General features: G+C 68.9%; 12 protein-coding genes and 3 pseudogenes. 5 read left to right on the forward strand and 10 right to left on the reverse strand.

Going from position 1 to position 18,306, the window contains the following annotated elements; translation table 11 throughout:
• Positions 1-63: 63 nt before the first annotated feature.
• Genes M2163_RS46200 through M2163_RS46215 form a run of 4 tightly spaced genes read right to left on the reverse strand, consistent with a single transcriptional unit; the run spans position 64 to position 4,944 of the window.
• Positions 64-1,152: an XdhC family protein gene (locus tag M2163_RS46200; RefSeq protein WP_280853965.1), complete on the reverse strand. Its 1,089-nt coding sequence runs from the start codon at positions 1,150-1,152 to the stop codon at positions 64-66.
• 26 nt (positions 1,153-1,178) lie between these two features.
• Positions 1,179-3,359 (reverse strand): xanthine dehydrogenase family protein molybdopterin-binding subunit, encoded by a 2,181-nt coding sequence (locus M2163_RS46205; RefSeq protein ID WP_280846846.1) that lies wholly within the window; start codon positions 3,357-3,359, stop codon positions 1,179-1,181.
• On the reverse strand, positions 3,356-4,342 hold the full coding sequence (locus M2163_RS46210) for a xanthine dehydrogenase family protein subunit M (protein WP_280846845.1): 987 nt from the start codon (positions 4,340-4,342) through the stop codon (positions 3,356-3,358). Before M2163_RS46210 ends, M2163_RS46205 begins: the two co-directional genes overlap by 4 nt.
• Positions 4,339-4,944, reverse strand: coding sequence for a (2Fe-2S)-binding protein (locus M2163_RS46215; protein WP_280846844.1), 606 nt, complete (start codon positions 4,942-4,944; stop codon positions 4,339-4,341). Before M2163_RS46215 ends, M2163_RS46210 begins: the two co-directional genes overlap by 4 nt.
• Positions 4,945-5,124: 180 nt before the next feature.
• Between M2163_RS46215 and M2163_RS46220 the strand changes: the two genes are divergently transcribed.
• The 4 genes from M2163_RS46220 to M2163_RS46235 all read left to right on the forward strand — a co-directional run bounded on the left by M2163_RS46220 (position 5,125) and on the right by M2163_RS46235 (position 12,214).
• Positions 5,125-6,045: a LysR family transcriptional regulator gene (locus tag M2163_RS46220; RefSeq protein WP_280846843.1), complete on the forward strand. Its 921-nt coding sequence runs from the start codon at positions 5,125-5,127 to the stop codon at positions 6,043-6,045.
• Positions 6,046-6,852: 807 nt separating this feature from the next.
• Positions 6,853-10,305: a carboxylic acid reductase gene (gene car / locus M2163_RS46225; protein ID WP_280846842.1), complete on the forward strand. Its 3,453-nt coding sequence runs from the start codon at positions 6,853-6,855 to the stop codon at positions 10,303-10,305.
• A 73-nt stretch (positions 10,306-10,378) separates the two neighbouring features.
• The gene (locus tag M2163_RS46230) at positions 10,379-10,813 is read left to right on the forward strand and encodes a MarR family transcriptional regulator (RefSeq protein ID WP_280846841.1); all 435 of its coding nucleotides are present in this window, start codon (positions 10,379-10,381) and stop codon (positions 10,811-10,813) included.
• Between the two features lie 294 nt (positions 10,814-11,107).
• The gene (locus M2163_RS46235; RefSeq protein WP_280846840.1) at positions 11,108-12,214 is read left to right on the forward strand and encodes an FAD-dependent monooxygenase; all 1,107 of its coding nucleotides are present in this window, start codon (positions 11,108-11,110) and stop codon (positions 12,212-12,214) included.
• 115 nt (positions 12,215-12,329) lie between these two features.
• Here the strand turns inward: M2163_RS46235 and M2163_RS46240 are convergent, their stop codons facing one another.
• On the reverse strand, positions 12,330-12,509 hold the full coding sequence (locus M2163_RS46240; protein ID WP_280897161.1) for a hypothetical protein: 180 nt from the start codon (positions 12,507-12,509) through the stop codon (positions 12,330-12,332).
• A 90-nt stretch (positions 12,510-12,599) separates the two neighbouring features.
• Between M2163_RS46240 and M2163_RS46245 the strand changes: the two genes are divergently transcribed.
• A complete protein-coding gene (locus M2163_RS46245) occupies positions 12,600-12,830 on the forward strand; it encodes a hypothetical protein (protein WP_280853964.1) in 231 nt (76 codons plus the stop codon).
• 187 nt (positions 12,831-13,017) lie between these two features.
• Here M2163_RS46245 and M2163_RS46250 read toward each other — a convergent pair.
• The 5 genes and pseudogenes from M2163_RS46250 to M2163_RS46270 all read right to left on the reverse strand — a co-directional run.
• A pseudogene (locus M2163_RS46250) lies at positions 13,018-13,777 on the reverse strand (IS5 family transposase); the annotation flags it as partial.
• 56 nt (positions 13,778-13,833) lie between these two features.
• Entirely contained in the window at positions 13,834-14,418 is a 585-nt protein-coding gene (locus M2163_RS46255) for an SDR family oxidoreductase (RefSeq protein WP_280897162.1), read from the reverse strand.
• Between the two features lie 95 nt (positions 14,419-14,513).
• Positions 14,514-15,062: pseudogene (locus M2163_RS46260) on the reverse strand (SDR family NAD(P)-dependent oxidoreductase); the annotation flags it as partial.
• Positions 15,063-15,514: 452 nt separating this feature from the next.
• Positions 15,515-15,754, reverse strand: a pseudogene (locus M2163_RS46265) (integrase core domain-containing protein); the annotation flags it as partial.
• Positions 15,755-16,188: 434 nt separating this feature from the next.
• On the reverse strand, positions 16,189-18,090 hold the full coding sequence (locus M2163_RS46270) for a hypothetical protein (RefSeq protein ID WP_280846838.1): 1,902 nt from the start codon (positions 18,088-18,090) through the stop codon (positions 16,189-16,191).
• Positions 18,091-18,306 lie beyond the last annotated feature (216 nt).

The raw sequence follows: 18,306 nt of genomic DNA on the forward strand, positions 1-18,306 counted from the left end.
ACGAACACCAGCAGATTTGTGGCGGTTTGGCCTCGACTGTCGACCAGCGTGGTCACCCCGTGGTCACCCCGCCGCGCGCGGAGCGTGGACCGGGCCGGCGCGGTGGGACAGTGGTTCCCCTCGGCCGCCGTACCGGGCCGCGATGATCTCGGCGGCGATCGAGACGGCCGTCTCCGCGGGGGAGCGGCCGCCCAGGTCGAGGCCGACGGGGGAGAACAGCCGGGTCAGGGTGTGCGCGCGCACGCCGGCCTCGCACAGTGCCTGGGCTCGGTGCACGTGCGTACGCCGTGAGCCCATTGCGCCCACATACGCCACATCGAGCTCCAGTGCCGTCTCCAGCAACGGGATGTCGAACTTGGGGTCGTGGCTGAAGGACACGATGACCGTCCGCGTGTCGACCCGTCCGGCAGCCGCTTCCCGGGCCAGGTACTGGCTCGGCCGAGCCGCGACGACTTCGTCGGCGTCCGGGAAGCGGTCGGCCGTGGTGAACAGTGGCCGGGCGTCGCAGACGGTGACTCGGTAGTCCATGGTCCGGCCGATCGCCGCGAGCGCCGCTGCGAAGTCCCCGGCACCGAACAGCAGCATCCGCGGCGAGGGCACCAGCGGGCGGACGAAGACCCGTACGTCCTCGGCGTCGTAGGCGAGCACCCCGCTGTCGCCCCTTCGTAGCAGTTCCCGCGCGCCGTCCATGAAGCCGGGCGGGGCGTCCGACGGGTGCAGGCTGCCGTCGTGGCCGTCGGCGCGCACGACCATGTGGGCGCCGACGGCCTCCGGCCGGGGATGGTCCAGCACGGTAGCGACGGCTACGGGGATGCCGGCCCGCGCGGCCTCGATCACCTCGGCCAGTTCGGGGAAGGTGCGGGTGTCGATGGGTTCGACGAAGACCTCCAGGGTGCCGCCGCAGGTCAGGCCCACGTCGAGGGCGTCGTCGTCGCTGATGCCGTACGTCGCCCCCTGAGGCGTGCCGTCCAGGATCGTCTCGCGGGCCCTTTCGAGGACGTCGCCCTCGACGCAGCCGCCCGACACCGAGCCCACCACACGTCCCTCAGCGGTGACCAGCATCGACGAGCCGACGGGGCGCGGTGCCGAGCCGAAGGTTCTCACCACGGTGGCCAGCCCCGAGGTCTCACCGGTCGACCATGTGTCGTACAGGGCGTTCCAGACGTCGTTGTAGCCGGTCACAGCAGTTTGTCCTGGGTGATGGGCAGGTCGCGCACGCGCTTGCCGGTGGCGTGGAAGACCGCGTTGGCGATGGCCGCGGTGACGCCGGTCATCGGGGTTTCGCCGAAGCCGCGGGCTCCGAGGGCGTCGCTGGCCGGATCGGGTCTGTCGATGAACTGCACCTGGATGTCGGGGACGTCCGCGTTGACGGGTATCAGGTAGCCCGACAGGTTCGGGTTGACGATCCTGGCCGTGGCGGCGTCGACGAGGGTGTGCTCGAAGAGGGTGAAGCCGATGCCCCAGATCACGCCGCCGAGGACCTGGCTGCGGGCGGTCTTGCGGTTGAGCACGGTGCCCGGGTCGTAGCAGCCGACCACGCGGGTCACCCGGACCCGGCCGAGCCATGGGTCGACGCGGACTTCGACGAAGACGGCGCCGACCGAGTAGCCGAGCGGTGTGTTGGTGGGTCCCACCGTGAAGTCGAGGGGCTTGCCGCCGTGGCCGACGACCGAGCGGTAGCTGACTTGGGAGCGCCGGTCGGCCGTGTCGTACAGGTAGCCGTCCGCGGTGTCCACACGGTCGGCGGGAACGCCGCGCAGGGGCGAGCCGGGTTGGGTGACGGCCAAGTCGATGACGGCCTTGCGTGCGTCGGTGCACACGCGGTTGACGGCGCTGCCGACGCCGGGTGCGGTGGTGGAGGCGCCGGAGGTGTAGCTCTGCGGGAAGGCGCTGTCCCCGAGTTCGAACGTGATGTCGGAGAGGGGCATCCCGAGGACCTCACCGGCGATCTGCGTCATGATCGTGTACGTGCCGGTGCCGATGTCCTGGGTACCGACCTGGAGGAGCGCCTTGCCGTCGGTACCGATGGTCATACGGGCGCCGGAGCCAGGCCGGCCGCCGGCGGTGTGGGCGGACGTGGCCATGCCCCAGCCGACGAGTTCATCGCCGTCGCGCATGGAGCCGGGGCGCGGGTCGCGCCGGGACCAGCCGAACATCGACGCGGCGCGGTCGTAGCATTCGCGCAGGTGGTTGCTGCCCCATTCCTGACCGTTCTCCATGTTCCGGCTGCTCCAGTTGCGTTTTCGCAGCTCCACCGGGTCCATGGTCAGGGCGTGGGCGAGTTCGTCGAGCGCCGCTTCCTGGGCGTGGCTGGTGCACGCTTCCGGGGAACGCATGAAGCTCTGGGTGGGCAGGTCCAGTCGCACGGCATGCTGCTCGTTGGACAGGTTGGGGATGTCGTACAGCATGCGGATCGGCTCGCTGCTGTTGAACAGCACGACGTCGTCGCGGGTGACCTGCTGGGTGATGACGTGGTCCAGCGCGGTGATCCGGCCGTCGCTCTGGGCGCCGAGTTCGATCGTCTGACGGGTCTGCGCGCGGTGGCCGCTCGAGGTGTACATGTGCGCACGGGACAGCACGAGCTTGACGGGGCGGCCCAACGCACGGGCAGCGGCGCAGGTCAGCACGGTGTGCGGCCAGACCGGGCCCTTGGAGCCGAACCCGCCGCCGAGGTAGCGGCAGACGATGCGGACGTCGGCGAGCGGGACCTGCAGGGCCTCGCTGACGACGTGCTGGGTGTTGCCCAGCCCCTGCGTGGTCTCGTACACCGTCACCTTCGAGCCCTCCCACACGGCCGTGGTGGCGTGGGGCTCGATCGGGTTGTGGTGGTGCATGGGGATGGTGTACTCGGCCTTGACCCGGACGTCCGCCCGGGTCAGGCCGGCTGCCACGTCACCACGCCTGTACGTGTTGGGGCCGTCCGGTCCGTCGGGCGGCAGGAACGCTTCACCCATGGCCAACTCGCCCTGGGGTTCGCCCGTTTCTTCGTAGTCGACTTCGATCAGTTCTGCCGCTCGCTGCGCCTGCTCCAGGGTCTGGGCGACAACGAAGGCGATGGGCTGGCCCGCGTGGTGGATGTCCGGGGTCTGTATGGGGACGTACGGCTTGAAGAAAGGCCGGTAGGTGGGTTGCTTCAGACGCGGCATGGTCTCGTGCGTATAGACGGCGATGACGCCGCGCACGGCTTCGGCGGCCCGCGTGTCGATCCGGGTGATCCGGCCGCGTGAGACGGTGCTCATCGCCATGAACGCATGGACCAGGCGGGGAAGTCGTACATCGGTGGTGTACTCGGCCCCACCTGTCACCTTCAGTCGGGCCTCGACGCGGGACAGGGGGCGGCCGACGACGTCGGTACTCATCGGGAACCTCCGGTGTAACGGCCGAGTACGTCCTGAAGCGCGCGCTGTACCAGCTCGACCTTGAACTCGTTGTCCTCGCGCGGCTGGGCGTCCTGGACGAGGAGGCGTCCGGCCGCCGCGATGTTCCGCTCCGTCAGCGGCTTGCCCCGCAGGGCGGTTTCGGCCTCGGGCGATCGCCAGGGTCGGGTGGCGATGCCGCCGAAGGCGAGTCGGGCCTCTTCGACGGTTCGGCCGTTCATGCGCAGCACGACGGCGACGGAGACGACCGCGAACTCGAAGCTGGCGCGGTCCCGCAGCTTCAGGTAGCGCTGACGGGCGTCCGGTGCCGGCAGCGGCACCTCGACCGCGGTGATGAGCTCGCCGTGCCGCAGGGCGTTCTCGACGTGCGGGGTGTGGCCGGGTTCCCGGTGGAAGTCGGCCAGGGCAATGGTCCGGGCGCCGCCCGGGCCGAGTGTGTGGACCGTGGCGTCGAGGGCGCGCAGGGCGACGGCGAGGTCCGAGGGGTGGACGGCGATGCAGTGGTCGCTGCCGCCGAGAATGGCGTGCCAGCGGCTGCGGCCCTCCAGCGCGGCACAGCCGGTTCCCGGCTCGCGCTTGTTGCAGGCGAAGTCCTCGCCCCGGAAGTACCAGCAGCGGGTGCGCTGGAGCAGGTTGCCGCCGATCGAGGCCATGTGGCGGATCTGTGGGGAAGCGCCGGCGAGCAGCGCCTGGGACAGCACGGGCAGCCGCCTGCGCACTACTGGGTGCAAGGCCACGTCGGCCATCCTGGCCAAGGCGCCGATGCGTAGCCTGCCCTCGGACTCCTCGATGCCGGCGAGCGGCAGGTGGTTGATGTCGATGACCAGGTCGTGGTCCTCGGCGCCGTCCTTCATCAGGTTCAGCAGGTCCGTGCCTCCGGCGACGAAAGCGGCGTCGGCGCTGCGGGCGACGAGGTGCACGGCTTCCGCGGCCCGGCTTGCGCGGGCGTAGGCGAAGTCCCTCATCGCCGCATCGCCTTCGCCGCGTCGGCCACCGCGTCGACGATGTTCGGGTAGCAGCTGCATCGACACAGGTTGCCGCTCATCCACTCCCGGATCTCGTCCTCGGAGCCGGTATGGCCCTCCTTGATGCAGGCCACCGCCGACATGATCTGTCCCGGTGTGCAGATGCCGCACTGGAAGGCGTCCCGGCGGACGAACGCCTCCTGAACGGGGTGCAGTTCCTCACTCCGGGCCAGTCCTTCGATGGTGGCGATGGAGCGGCCCTCCTGCATCACGGCCAGAGTCAGGCACGACTTGACGCGCCGCCCGTCGACGAGCACCGTGCAGGCGCCGCACTCGCCCCGGTCGCAGCCCTTCTTGGTGCCGGTGAGCCCGGCCTGTTCGCGCAGCGCGTCGAGCAGGGTGACGCGGGCTTCGACCCCAGGGAGGCGGTGCCGGGTCCCGTTGACCGACAACGTGAGGTCGGCGACTGTCCGGGGCTGTGCCGCCTGCGGAGCGTCCGGCGCGGCGGCGGCGGCCGGTTCGGTTCCCGCGAAGGGGACCATCACGGCGGCCGCTGCGACGCCCCCGGACTTCAGTACGTCGCGTCTCCTGTGCTGTGCCATGGGTGAGCAACTCCTCGTCTACCCCGATACGGCGAGATGGGAATGAGCCTGACGTCGACGTGGCCATTCGTCCAACGCAGAATGTGAATGTCGTTTATGCATCGCATGCATGACGATGTCTGGGGACCGGGACTCAGATCTGCATGCTTGACCTGCATGAAGTCGGCGTACGGTATGCCCATGTCGCATCTGCGGAACGCGGACCTGAATCTGCTCGAAGCGCTGGCAGTTCTGCTCGAAGAGAGACACGTGACACGGGCCGCCGACCGCTTCCATCTAAGCCAGTCGGCGATGAGCCGTGTCCTGCAACGGCTCAGGGAGACGTTCGGTGACGAACTCCTGGTGCGCACGCAACGTGGATACGAGCCGACCCCGCGCGGGCAGCAGATCCAGTCGGAGCTCGCCGACCTCCTGCCCCGCCTGGAGACGCTGCTGCGCGGCGATGCCTTCGACCCCGCGACGGCGAGCGGTCATTTCCGCATCCACTGCACCGACTACGCCACATCCCTGCTTGGCCCGACGCTCTTCCGCCGCTTCTTCCGTGAGGCGCCCGGCATCTCACTGGACGTGGCACCCCTGGGGGACGAGTCCTTCATCGATGTCGAGCAGGGCCGCGCGGATCTGGTCATCTCCGGCGTCGTAGCGCCCCGTTCCCTGCGCTGGGCGACGTTGTTCGAGGAGGATTTCGTCTGCTTGCTGTCCCACGACCACCCCGTCACCGCCGAGAGGCTGACCCTGGACGACTTCACCGCGTACCCGCACGTCGTCATCACCGTCCTCGCCGGCGGCCAAACCATGGTCGAACGCCGCCTGGACGAGCACGGGCTACGCCGCGCCACGGGCCTGCGCGTACCGTACTTCTCCGCGGCGGCGGCGGCCGTGGCCGGCACCGAGCTCATCGCCACCCTGCCGCGGCGCGCCGCTTTGGCGTACGGCGACGACCCCGCCTACCGCGTCGCTGCGGCCCCCGAGGAGCTCCCGTCCTTCCCCTACGGCATCGCCTGGCACCCCCGCGTTGACAGCGACCCCGCCCACCGCTGGCTGCGGCAGGTCGTGCGGGAGACCACCACGCAGGTGGCCGGGTGCCGGTCAGACCGATGAATGCTCCCATCGGTGCGGTGGGTCTTTCGGGCTGTCTGAGTGGTGCCCCCGGCGGGAACTCCTCACTGAACTCCACACGCCCGGGTGGACCTACTTCGGTGTCGACGACCCCGACGCTCCGGTCCGGTCGGTGCTCGGTGGTGCTCGGTGGGGACGACTCGGTCACCTGGTTCGAGATGATCACGCTCATCTGCGAGGCCGTCGCGTGGGCCCCGGGTCCGGTTGATCGCCCAGCCGTCCAAGGACCGGCTTGGGTGGCAGGGCTGCGGGGCTGGCTGTAGATCTCCAGAATTTGCGGCAGCTTGCCGCTCTCCTCCTCGCCTTGGGGCCATCCGCAGCCGGGGCGAGGCGCTGCCCTCACGCCGAACCTGGCGGGCCGGCGGAGACCCCCTCCAGGGCGGATGTGGCGCCAGCAGTAGCACCTCCCCGATGCCAGTGCGCTCCACAAGGGGGGATCGCCAGGCCGTGGCTACCTTCGAACACACACGTTAGAAACGAGGCAGAACATGCCGCTTGGCGCGGCAAACCTTTCCAGGCTGGAGGACATCGCACGCCAGAGACAGATGGAAGCCGCAGGAGGCGGCCGAAGCGTTGGTCGCGAAGGCACGTGCGGCAGGGCCGGTGCTGGCTGCGCACGCGGAGGAGTTGTTGCGCGTACGCAGGCATTCGATCAGGAGGAAGCAGCTTCCCCCCCCATGGGGGCGGTGACCGGCAGATCGCACATACCGCTCCACCGGTAACCCGAACGCCACCCCGGGTCGGCCATGCCATTGATAAACCCACAGTTTATGAAAGTCGGTGAAGTCGGTGTCATTGACACCTGTAACCAACGGCTCGGTCTCTCCCGCGATCTTGGCTACCGTGCGCGACCACGCCACCGGTCTGCCGCGGGCTGTCACCGCCGTGATGGAGGGGTACGCCAACCGCCCCGCCCTAGGTGAGCGGGCCCGCGAGCCGGTGACCGACGCGGCGACTGGCCGGACCGAACTGCGGTTGCTGCAGCACTACACGACCGTCAGCTACGCCGAGCTGTGGGAGCGGGCCGGCGCGGTCGCGGCCGAGTGGGCGGCGGACACAGAACGCCCGGTGGGCGAAGGTGACTTCGTCGCCGTCTACGGGTTCACGAGCGTCGACTACACGGTGCTCGACCTGGCCTGCCTGCGAGCCGGCGCGGTCTCGGTGCCACTCCCATACAGCTCTTCGCTGGGCAAGTTGGAGCCAATCGTCGCGGAGTCCGCGCCGCGCGTTCTCGCAACCAGCATCGAATCCATCGACAGCGCGGTCGAGTTGGCGCTCTCCGCGCCGTCGCGGCCACGCCTCGTCGTGTTCGACTTCCACCCGGAGGCCGACGAGGAGCGGGAACGGTTCGAGGCCGCCCGGGTGCGGCTAGCGGACGCCGGGGACTCGGCCGCCGAGGCGCTGAGCGCCGTCATCGCGCGCGGCCGGACCCTGCCGACTCCGGTCACGTCCGAGGCTGCGGAGGGCAATCCGACGCGGCTGCTGACCTACACTTCCGGCAGCACGGGCGCACCCAAGGGCGCGATCTACACGGACAGCATGGTCCAAAGCCTGTGGGCGGGCTGGTTCGCGCCGAAGGGCGACGCGTCGCCGGTCACCATGGGCTACTTGCCGATGAGTCACATCGCGGGGCGAGCGTCGCTGTACATGACGCTGGTCCAGGGCGGCACGGTGTACTTCACAGGACTCAGCGACATGTCGACGCTGTTCGACGACATGCGCGAGGCCCGTCCGACCCAACTGCAACTGGTGCCGCGGATCTGCGACATGCTCCTCCAGGAGTACCAGAGCCGATCAGCGCGCAGGGCCGGGGAGTTCGCGGACCCCGACGCGCTCGACAAGGCCGTCAAGGCGGAGCTGCGGGAGGAGTTCGTCGGCGGCCGGGTGCGTGACGTCCTCTGCGGCAGCGCGCCGATAGCGGCGGAGCTGAAGCGGTTCTTGGAGTCCTGCCTGGAGCTGTCGCTACGGGACGTCTTCGGCTCGACCGAGACAGGCCCCATCCTGATCGACGGGCGGGTCAAGCGGCCCCCGGTCATCGAGTACAAACTGGCCGACGTCCCCGAACTCGGCTACTACACCTCGGACGTGCCTCATCCGCGCGGTGAACTCCTGATCCGCGCAGAGACGATCACCCCCGGCTACTACAAGCGGCCGGACGTGACAGCCTCGGTCTTCGACGCGGACGGCTTTTACCACACCGGCGACATCATGGCCGAGACCGCCCCGGACCAGTTGGTCTACCTCGACCGCCGCAACAACGTACTCAAACTGGCCCAGGGCGAGTTCGTCACCGTCTCCCATCTGGAGACCACCTTCGCCACCAGCCCCCTGATCCGGCAGATCTACGTCCACGGCAACAGCGAGCGCGCGCATCTCCTCGCGGTCATCGTCCCCACCGAAGACGCCCTCGCGCAGGCCGGTGGCGCCAAGGAACTCAAGCCCCTGCTTGCCGCATCCCTCCAAGAGATCGCCCGGTACGCCGAGTTGAAGCCGTACGAGATCCCGCGCGACTTCCTCGTCGAGACCGAGCCGTTCAGCACGGAGAACGGACTCCTCTCGGAGGTGCGCAAGAACCTGCGGCCCAGCCTCAAGGACCGTTACGGGGATCAACTGGAGGTGCTGTACGAGGAGTTGGTGAGTGGCCGGGAGGAGGCACTGCGCGCGCTGAATGCGGCGGGCCCCGATCAGCCGGTGTTCGAGGCGATCCGAGCAGCGGCGAGCGCGCTGCTCGGCTGCCCCGCCTCCGAGCTGCGGCCCACCGCACGCTTCACCGATCTCGGCGTCGACTCGCTGTCGGCGTTGTCCTTCTCGCAACTGCTGCGGGACGCCTTCGCCGTGGAGGTGCCGGTCGGGGTGTTGCTCAGCGCCGGCAATAACCTCCAAGCGGTCGCGGACCACATCGAGGCGGCCCGCGCCGGCGCCGCCGGGCGTCCGTCGTCCGCGTCGGTGCACGGCGCGGATGCCGCCGAGGTGCGCGCGGACGAGCTGACGCTGGAGAAGTTCCTCGACGTCACGACCCTGGGCAGTGCCCGCCCAGCTTCCGGCGTCGCCCCGCACACCGTGTTGCTGACCGGCGCCAACGGCTACCTCGGCCGGTTCATGTGCCTGCACTGGCTGGAGCGCCTGTCGGAGACCGGCGGCCGGCTGATCTGCGTAATACGAGGCCGCGACGACGCCGACGCCCGCCGTCGGCTGGACGCCGCACTCGACAGCGGTGACCAGCAGCTTCTCTCCCGTTATCAGGAGTTGGCGGATCGACATCTTGAGGTGCTGGCCGGCGACATCAGCGAGGAGCGGCTAGGGCTCGACGAGGACACCTGGAAGCGGCTCGCCATGGACGTCGACGCCGTCTTCCACCCCGCGGCGCTCGTCAACCACGTCCTGCCCTACGAACAGCTCTTCGGCCCGAACGTCGTCGGCACCGCCGAACTGATCCGGCTGGCCCTGACCGGCAAAGTCAAGCCGTTCACCTACCTCTCCACGGTCGCCGTGGCAGGCGGTCTCGATCCGGCCCGGCTCGACGAGAGCGCCGACATCCGCGAGGCGAGCACCGCCCGCACGCTGACCGACGGATACGCATCCGGGTACGCCACCAGCAAATGGGCCGGCGAGGTATTGCTGCGCCGCGCGCACGAGGAATATGGACTCCCCGTCACCGTTCTGCGCTCCGACATGATCCTGGCCCACCGCAGGCACGCAGGCCAGTTGAACGTCCCCGACATGTTCACGCGGCTGCTGTTCAGCATCCTGACCACGGGGATTGCGCCAGCCTCGTTCTACCGGCCTGATGCCGACGGCGAGCGGGCGCGGGCCCACTACGACGGACTGCCGGGTGACTTCGTCGCCGAGGCCGTCAACACGCTCGGCAGCGCAGGCGCCACCGGTTACCGGACGTACAACGTGGTCAACCCGCACGACGACGGTGTCTCGCTGGACACCTTTGTGGACTGGCTCATCGCCGCCGGGCACCCGGTCATTCGTATCGCCGACTACGACGAGTGGTTCGCCCGCTTCGAGACGGCCCTGAGGGCCCTGCCGGAGGCACGGCGGCAGTACTCGCTGTTGCCGTTGCTGCACACCGTCCGTCGGCCCGACGAGCCGATGAACGGTTCGACGATCCCGGCGGTGCGTTTCACGGAGGCAGTGCGGAAATCAGGGCTCGCGAATGGCGAAATCCCTCATGTGGAGGCGCAGTTGATCGAAAAATACACGGCGGACCTGCAGTTGCTCGAACTGATCTGACACGCGCGGGGCTATCGGTAATCGGGGGCCAGGAATATTTCAGGTTATCAAGTAAAGGGGGACCCTGGAGCCCATGCCCACTCCTCATAAGACCCGGCCCGACGCGCTCACCCTGGAAGTGGTGGAGCTCATCGGGGACGTGGCGGCCCGCTTCTACTCGGACTACGAGGACGCGGCCGCGGAGCACGCCCTCACCGATGTGCAGGCGCGGCTGCTGGGTCTGCTGTCCCTGGAGCCGCTGCCCATGCGCAAACTGGCCCAGAAACTGAAGTGCGAGCCGTCGAACGTCACCGGGATAGTGGACCGGCTGGAGACGCGCGGACTGGTGGAACGGCGCCCCGATCCCGCGGACCGCCGGGTCAAGGTGGCGGCAGCGACGGAGGCGGGCCTCCAGGTGGCCCGGGAACTGCAGGGAGGCCTGCAGTTCGCCCGCGAGCCACTGGCAGGGCTGTCCCAGGGCGAACGGGAGTTGCTGCGGGATCTGTTGCGGCTGATGCGGGACGCGTGAGCCAGGTCCCACTGCGACGTCCGGTCGTACCCGCCGGGCGCCGTTGCGGAGGCAGGGGGCTAGGACTTGTCCGGCCGATCATTGTCCGGTGCCGCTGAACCTTGACCGTTTGCCGCTGCGGTTTGATCACTGGTGGCTTCCGCCTTTGAAGTTTGGCCAGTGGAACTCGGTGGGGTCTGGAGGGCGGTAGGGCACCGCCGCACGCGAGCGAAAACATCCAGCGCCATGCGTCCGCCCAGCTCAGGCTGATCCGTTGGCGTCGTCACGTTGTCCGTTATTGGCAAGGAGACCTTCATGAACAAATCTCACACTTTGATCGTCGGGGCCGGAATATCCGGCCTGGCGCTGGCTAAAGCTCTTCTGGACCGCGGAATGACGGTGGAGGTCGTTGAGCGCCGCGCCGCCGAAGGACAAGCCCTCGGCACCGGTCTCTACCTTCCGGCGAACGCCGTCCGTACACTCCACGGCATCGGCGTGGGGGACCAGGTGGCCAAGCGCGCGGAACCCGTGACATGGCAGCGGCTCCAGGACCAGCGCGGGCGCCCGCTCGCCGAGTTCGAGGTCAGCCGAATCTGGGGCGAGGTCGGCCGCTGCCTGGCCATCACCCGGGGCGATCTGCACGAGGTGCTGCGTACGGCGGTCGACGGCACCGTCGTCCGTCACAACACCGAGGTGAGGTCCGTGTCCGACGACGGGACCGTGACTTTCGCGGGCGGCGCAAGCGGCACGTACGACCTGGTGGTGGGTGCGGACGGCATCAACTCCGCCGTGCGGCGCTCCCTTTTCGGCGGTCCCGAACCGCGTTTCCTGGGCCAGTTGTGCTGGCGGTTCATCGCCGACGACACCGCCGCGATACCGGCCATCACCGACTGGACCGCGCGCCTGGGCGGCAAGGGCCGCACGTTCCTGACCGTGCGGCTCAATGGTGGCCGCGTCTACTGCTACGCCGACATCAACAGCCCCGTCCCCACCCCTCCGGCCGGAGACTGGCGCGCCCTCTTCGCAGACTTCGGTGGTCCCGTCCCGCGCTTGCTGGAGCAGGGCGCCAACGCGCACTTCGCCGCGCTGCACGAGAGCGAGAACACGGTCTGGACGCGTCCCCGCGCTGTCCTTGTAGGTGATGCCGCCCACGCCTTCTCCCCGAGCATGGCTCAGGGCGGCGCGATGGCCCTCGAAGACGCCCTGGTGCTCGCCGATACTCTCGCGACCGGACCTGATGTCCCCACGGCCCTCGCGGCCTTCCAGGCCCGGCGAGCCAGCCGGGTCGCCTGGGTAGTGAGCCAAAACCACCGCCGTGACAAGGCCCGCAACCTGCCCACTCCGCTGCGCAACTTCACGATCCGCCGGGCCGGGGAGCGCCTCTTCAAGGCCAACCACGCACCCCTGCACGCCCTCCCGTAGCCAGCCCAAAACCGCCGTAGTCGATCACCGTCAAAGTCCGGTGGCAAACGGTCAAGGTTCAGTGTTATCCCCGCAACTACCTGGCCTTTCTCAAACAGGCCGCCGCCCTGTGCTGCTACAACGCGTTTACCAGTTCATCGTCGACCGGCTCAAAGACCGGCGCCGCGAGCCGTACTCCGACGGCCGTGAGGCGTACGAAACCGACCGGAACGCCGCGCACGATCTGGAGAAACACTTCACCGAGGCCGTACATGCCGACGACCTCGGCACAGCTGAGCAACTCGCTCAACAACATGGCGGCTCCGTGGTGCGACCACCCTCACCACCCGGCCAATCAGGCCCCGACGAGCACCAGGGCCGACCCGACGGCCCCGGGTACCCGGTCGTGAGGTGGCAGTTCGTCCTTCCAGGCGGCGTGGTCGCCCCGATGATGGCGCTCACGCCGACCGTGATCAGCGCCCGCAGTACGTCGTGGGCAGGATCGGCCACCATCCTGCTCGTCGACGACGTGTTCACCAGCGGATCGCAGCTCCAGCACGTCGCGCTCCGGCTCCGGGCGTCCGGAGCCGCCGACGTCCGGGGGCTCGTTCTCGCCCGGGTCCCCTGGAGCGGATGACGTCGCCCCGGGCACCGGGACTGGGCCTGTCGGCTGGGTCTGGCCGGTCGGTCAGTGCCGGACGCTTCGTATCGAACTCACGCGGCTTGACCAGGACGGTGATCATGCGGCAGCTGAGGCCCCTCGAGGAAAATCGGGCGGAGCAGGCCAACTGGCCCTGACGAAGCCTCTGGACGTGGCGGTGGGTGATCAGGCAGACGGCCAGTCCAAGGAAGGCCTCGTGGATGTCGTCGCGTCGTTCCCATCGGATGCGCAGGCGTCGGAAGCCGTGCAGCCAGGAGATCGTGCGCTCGACGACCCAGCGGAAGGTGCCCAGACCGGTGCCGTGCGGCTGGCCTCGCTCGGCGATCGCGGGCCGGATGCCACGCTGCCGAAGCAGCCGCCGGTACTTGTCGTGGTCGTAGCCGCGGTCCGCGAAGAGCATGTCGGGCCGTCTCCGCGGCCGTCCGACGACGCCGGCCACGGGCGGGATCTTGTCCAGCAGCGGCAGCAGTTGGGTGACGTCGTTACGGTTGCCGCCGGTCAGCGACACCGCGAGCGGGATGCCCTGCCCGTCGGTGATGAGGTGGTGCTTGCTGCCCGGGCGTGCGCGGTCGACCGGGCTGGGCCCGCTTTTGGGCCCCTGCGTGCCGCCCGGACGTGGGAAGAGTCGATCACCGCCCGTGACCAGTCCAGCTGGCTCTTCGACCGCAACTCGTTCAGCAGAAGCTGATGCAGCTGGTCCCACACACCCGCCTCGTTCCACGCCGCAAGACGCCGCCAACACGTCATTCCCGAGCCGAAGCCCAGCTCCTGAGGCAGATACTCCCACTGGATGCCGGTGTGCAGGACGAAGAGGATGCCGCACAATGCCTGCCGGTCGGGCACTCGGGGCCGTCCCTCGACTGCTTGGGCGGCGGCTCGGGCAGCAACGGCTCGATCAGCGACCACAGTTCGTCCGACACAATCCACGGCCGCGACTGACGCTTGCCCTGTCCTCATCAACGAGCGATCAAGCAGACAGTCACATGATCAACCCGCTCTTGTTAGAGCCAGCAAGGCCGGGGCAGACCGTGTTGGCCCGGACGCCGTGCTTGCCCTCATCGCAGGCCACGGAGCGCGTCAGGTTGGCAACGGCTGCCTTGACGGCGTTGTAGCCGGCGTGTGACCAGCCGCCTCCGAGAGAGGAGACGGAACCGATGTTGACGATGGAGCCCTTGGTGGCCCGCAGGTGTGGCAGCGCGGCACGGGTGGTGTAGAAGACGCTGCTCAGGTCCGCGCCCACGCACCTTTGCCAGTCCTCGTCGGAGGTGTCCTCCACGCTGCCGACGAGGTTCATGCCGGCAGCGTTGATGAGAGTGTCGATGCGCCCAAAGCGGTTGACCGCCGCCTGGATGAGGGCGTCGCACTCCGCGCGGACGGACACGTCGACGGTGAAAACCAGGACGCGGTCCTGCGGCGTGTCGGCAGCCGCCTGCTCCAGGCGCTCCTTGCGACGTCCAGAGATCACAACCGAGGCACCTTCGTCCAAGAGGCGGCGCGCCGCGGCCAGGCCGATGCCGGAGCCGCCGCCGGTAATGACTGCTGCCTTGCCGTCGAAGCGAGACATGACTGTTCCTTTCGATGTGCGTGTCTTACGTGTTGTCGCGTCACGGGGCGCGCTTGCCGGATCGCGGGGCGACGCGGGAGCGCAGGTCCGTCCTTCTACTCGCCCGCGGGGAAGTCCGCGCTGCGGGTGGTCTTCTCCCAGGCCTTGAACTCCTCAGCACGGGACGCGAGCTGGGCGGTGGCGAGGTCGTAAGCGTCCGCGCCGAGCAGCAGATGGTGAGGCGGTACGGGGGCGGTGACCGCCGCGAGCAGTGCGCGGGCCGCGCGGTCCGGATCACCGGCCTGCTTGCCGACCGAGTCGTGGTATGCCCGGCGGGCAGCGCCGGCGGTCTGGTCGTAGTCCGCGATCGGGTCTTGCGTCTCCTGCGAGGAACCGGCCCAGTCGGTGCGGAATGCGGACGGCTCAACCGTCATGACTGAGATGCCGAAGGGCTCCACCTCATGACGCAGGCATTCCGAGAGGCCCTCCACGGCAAACTTGGCGGCGCAGTAGTAACCGACAGCCGGATGACCGACCAGACCGCCGATGGAGGTCAAGTTCACGATCGTGCCCGACCGGCGGGCTCGCATCCCCGGCAGCACCGTGTGGATGACACGAGCGACACCGTGGAAGTTGACGTCGAACATCCGGTCGACCGTCTCGGGATCCGTCTCCGGCGAGTTCCTTTACCTGTTCCGTCCTCCGGGAGGTGACGACCACGCGGAAGCCTTCGTCCAGAAGATGCGCGGCGAGCTGCGGCCGAACCCGGTCGAACAGCCTGTCACCAGCCACACCGGCGCTTCCTGTGTGCTGACCATTTCCCTCTCCCTAGCGCTCATCCAAAGCACCTTGTCCCTGCATGTTCCGGGCTCGAAGAAAAGGATGACCTCATCGTCCGCGGCCAGGCAGGCCGCCGTTTACCTGGGAGAATCCTTCCTAGGAAAGGCCGCCTGTCGTCTCTGCCGAGCACGAGGAAGGCAGGCCGGCGGATGTCGCAGCAGGGCCGACAGCATCCGCAGGCATCACGTTTCTGGTGATGCTTGTGCGAATGCTGTCGCTCTCGAGTCCGTTCTCGGGGCAAGTAGTCTGCTGAACCGCTCCGGAATCGGTGGAGGCTCTATGCGCTGACTCCAGCTGCCGGTTGGGGTTGGTGTTGCGCGTAGTGGTTGGTCTCGTGCTCGTGTGGCGGGATGTCCCCGATCGCCGTGTGGAGGCGCTGGTTGTTGAGCCAGTCGACCCATTCCGCGGTGGCGAGTTCGACGTCGGCGAGGCCGTGCCAGGGCTTGCGGGGTTTGATCAGTTCCGTTGTGTAGAGGCCGATCTGGGATTCCATGAGCGCGTTGTCCAGGGCGTCGCCAGGTCGTCCCGCCCGTGCTCATCCCGGAGGGTGTCCGGCTCGGCGGGCTGCTCGTGCCGCTGCCGCGGGCCACCGCGCGGGCCGAGGCACCGAGGGGGCCCACCGAACTGGAGCTGGGCGTATGGCCGGAACGGTTCGAGGTGCTGCGGGTGCAGGACACCGGCAGTCCCGGTCTGGACATCGTGGTCGACGCTGTGGAGGACACCGGCGCGGTCGCCTGCCTCCACGCGACGGCGACGATCGGGACGCAGTTCGTGCCGCTGGTCGTCCGGCTGCCGGGCCGCCCCGACCAGGGCAAGGGGCCCGGCCGCGGGTCATGGTGCGCGGGGACGGCGTGCACTGCTTCCACGCGGGCACCGGGCTGCGGCTTCCCCGGGAAACGGAGTCCGTCACGACGGATGTGCCGGTTCCCGGGGAGGACGTACCGCGGGACGTCACGCCACGGTCAACGTGATCGCCCCCGTGTAGGTACCGCCGGCGCCGATGGCCGTCTCGACGCCGTCGACCGTCATGGTCACTGTCTTGCCGTGCGGCGCCTGGACGGCCGCGTCGGAGGCGAGGGTGAGGGAGGTCAGGTACGAGGTGCCGGTGACCGTCCAGGTCGAGCCGCCGCCCAGCTTCACGATCGCGCCGTTGTTGACGGCGGCCTGGGCGGTGTTGGTGACGATGCCCAGCTCGTAGAAGGCGGACGCGTCGATGCTGGACACGCGGTGCTTGGCCCTCGTCGCCGAGATGACGCCCTCCACCGTGGAGTCCTCGAAGGTCAGCACCATGTTCTTGCCCTTGCGCATGCCGTTGTAGAAGTCGCCCTTCAGTGCGATGGAAGTGAAGGAGGCGGCTCCGTCGGAGGTGTGGATGGTCGTGGTGTCGAAGGAGGAGTCCTTCGCCGGGTCGCCGGTCGGCTCGGTGTAGACGCCGACGTTCAGCATCTTGCCGTCGACGTTGACCGGGCCCGGGTCGTCCAGCTCGATCATCTGCAGGATGACGCCGTCGCGCGGGTTGAGCCGGGCGCCCTGGGAGCCGTCGACGGTGATGGCGGTCTGCTGGCCCTTGTTGAGGAACGTGGCCCGCTCGGAGTTGACGACGGTGCCGCCGTCCAGGGTGAGCGTCCCGGCACCGAAGAACATGTAACCGAAGTGCCCGGAGTTCACGGTCGTGCTGCGCTCCGGGATGGCCGCCAGCTCGGCCGTGCCGAGGCCGAGCCCGAGCTCGGTGTTGAGCGCGGTGACGGCCTTCGCGCTGCTGTCGCCGTAGTGCACGACCGCCGCGGGGCCCGCGATGATGGTCGCGTAACTGCCCACGTCGAAGCGGGAGCCGAGGACGCGGACGGTGGCGTCGCCGATGGCGTAGGTTCCGTAGCCGTACGCACCGGTGTTGCCGACGTGGCTGTTGATCGCGGTCAGCTTGAGCCCGCTGCCGCCCTCGACCGACAGGGCTCCCCATGTCTCCGAGAACACGGTGGAGTTGATGTAGGTGGCAGTGCTGTTCTCGCCGATCAGGTTGGTGGCGCGGACGTTTCCGTCGAGTCCGAGCATCCACGGCACCGACTCCATGTACGGCGTCTCGACGGTGGCCTGGTAGTCGGCGGGGAGTTCGCCGTTGCGGCAGCGGATCGAGGAGTTCTTGACGACGACGGTGGCGCCGTCGTTGGAGATGACGCCGGTGCGCACCACGCCCTTGGTGCTGACGCGGGCGCCGTCCACGACGAGCTTGGTGGCGGAACCGTCGCCGACGACCGCGGCGCCGTACCCGGCGAAGTCGCAACGGCCGTTGCCGCGCAGGGAGATGGTGGTCCGGTCCAGGGTGTAGGCGGCGTCCTGCACGAACACGCCGTCGAAGCACTCGCCGGTCGAGGTGATCGACACGTTGCGGGCGGCGGAGTCGGTGAGCCGGCCGCCCAGCACCGCGGACAGGACGGACCTGTCGCGGTCGACGCCGTCGCCGTCGACAAACAGGGCCTGGCGGAAGGGAAAGGTGAGCGTCTCGTACGTCACCTCGTTGGCCTCGGCCACCGTGAGGACGACATCGCCGCGGTAGCTGCCCGGCTGGATGAGCGTGACGGTGCCGCCGGTCTCAGTCAGCAGCTGGCCGGTCTCCACGCCGTCCACGGTCATGGTGAGGCTGTGACCGTCCGGGGCGACGATCGTCCCGCCCTCCGCGATCGTCAGCCGGCTCACCCGGGCGGTCGCCGGGAGCTCGTACGTCTCTCCGGAGCCGACGGAGATCTGCTTGCCGGTCGTCTTCGGCGCGGCGGTGGCGGAGGCGGCCGGGACCAGCAGGGCTCCTGCCGTTGCCGTGCCGGCGACCAGGAGGGAGCGTCGGGTGATCAGCGTCATTTCATGCCTTCCCACGGTTCTGGTGCGTCGTCGCGCAGCGTGACTGGTCCGCCGTCGCGACGGGGTCGACGACGGCTCGGAAAAGGGCACCTGGCTGCGCACGAGGGAGTGAAGCAGCCTTGGGGAGCAGGGAATAGGCGCTGCGCACACGCATGCCGGAACCCGATGCCTGAGATCGGGCGGCCGGTTCCATGGCGGTCACACAGAGTGGGCACA

The sequence above is a fragment of the Streptomyces sp. SAI-135 genome, assembly GCF_029893805.1.
Lineage (GTDB): Bacteria > Actinomycetota > Actinomycetes > Streptomycetales > Streptomycetaceae > Streptomyces.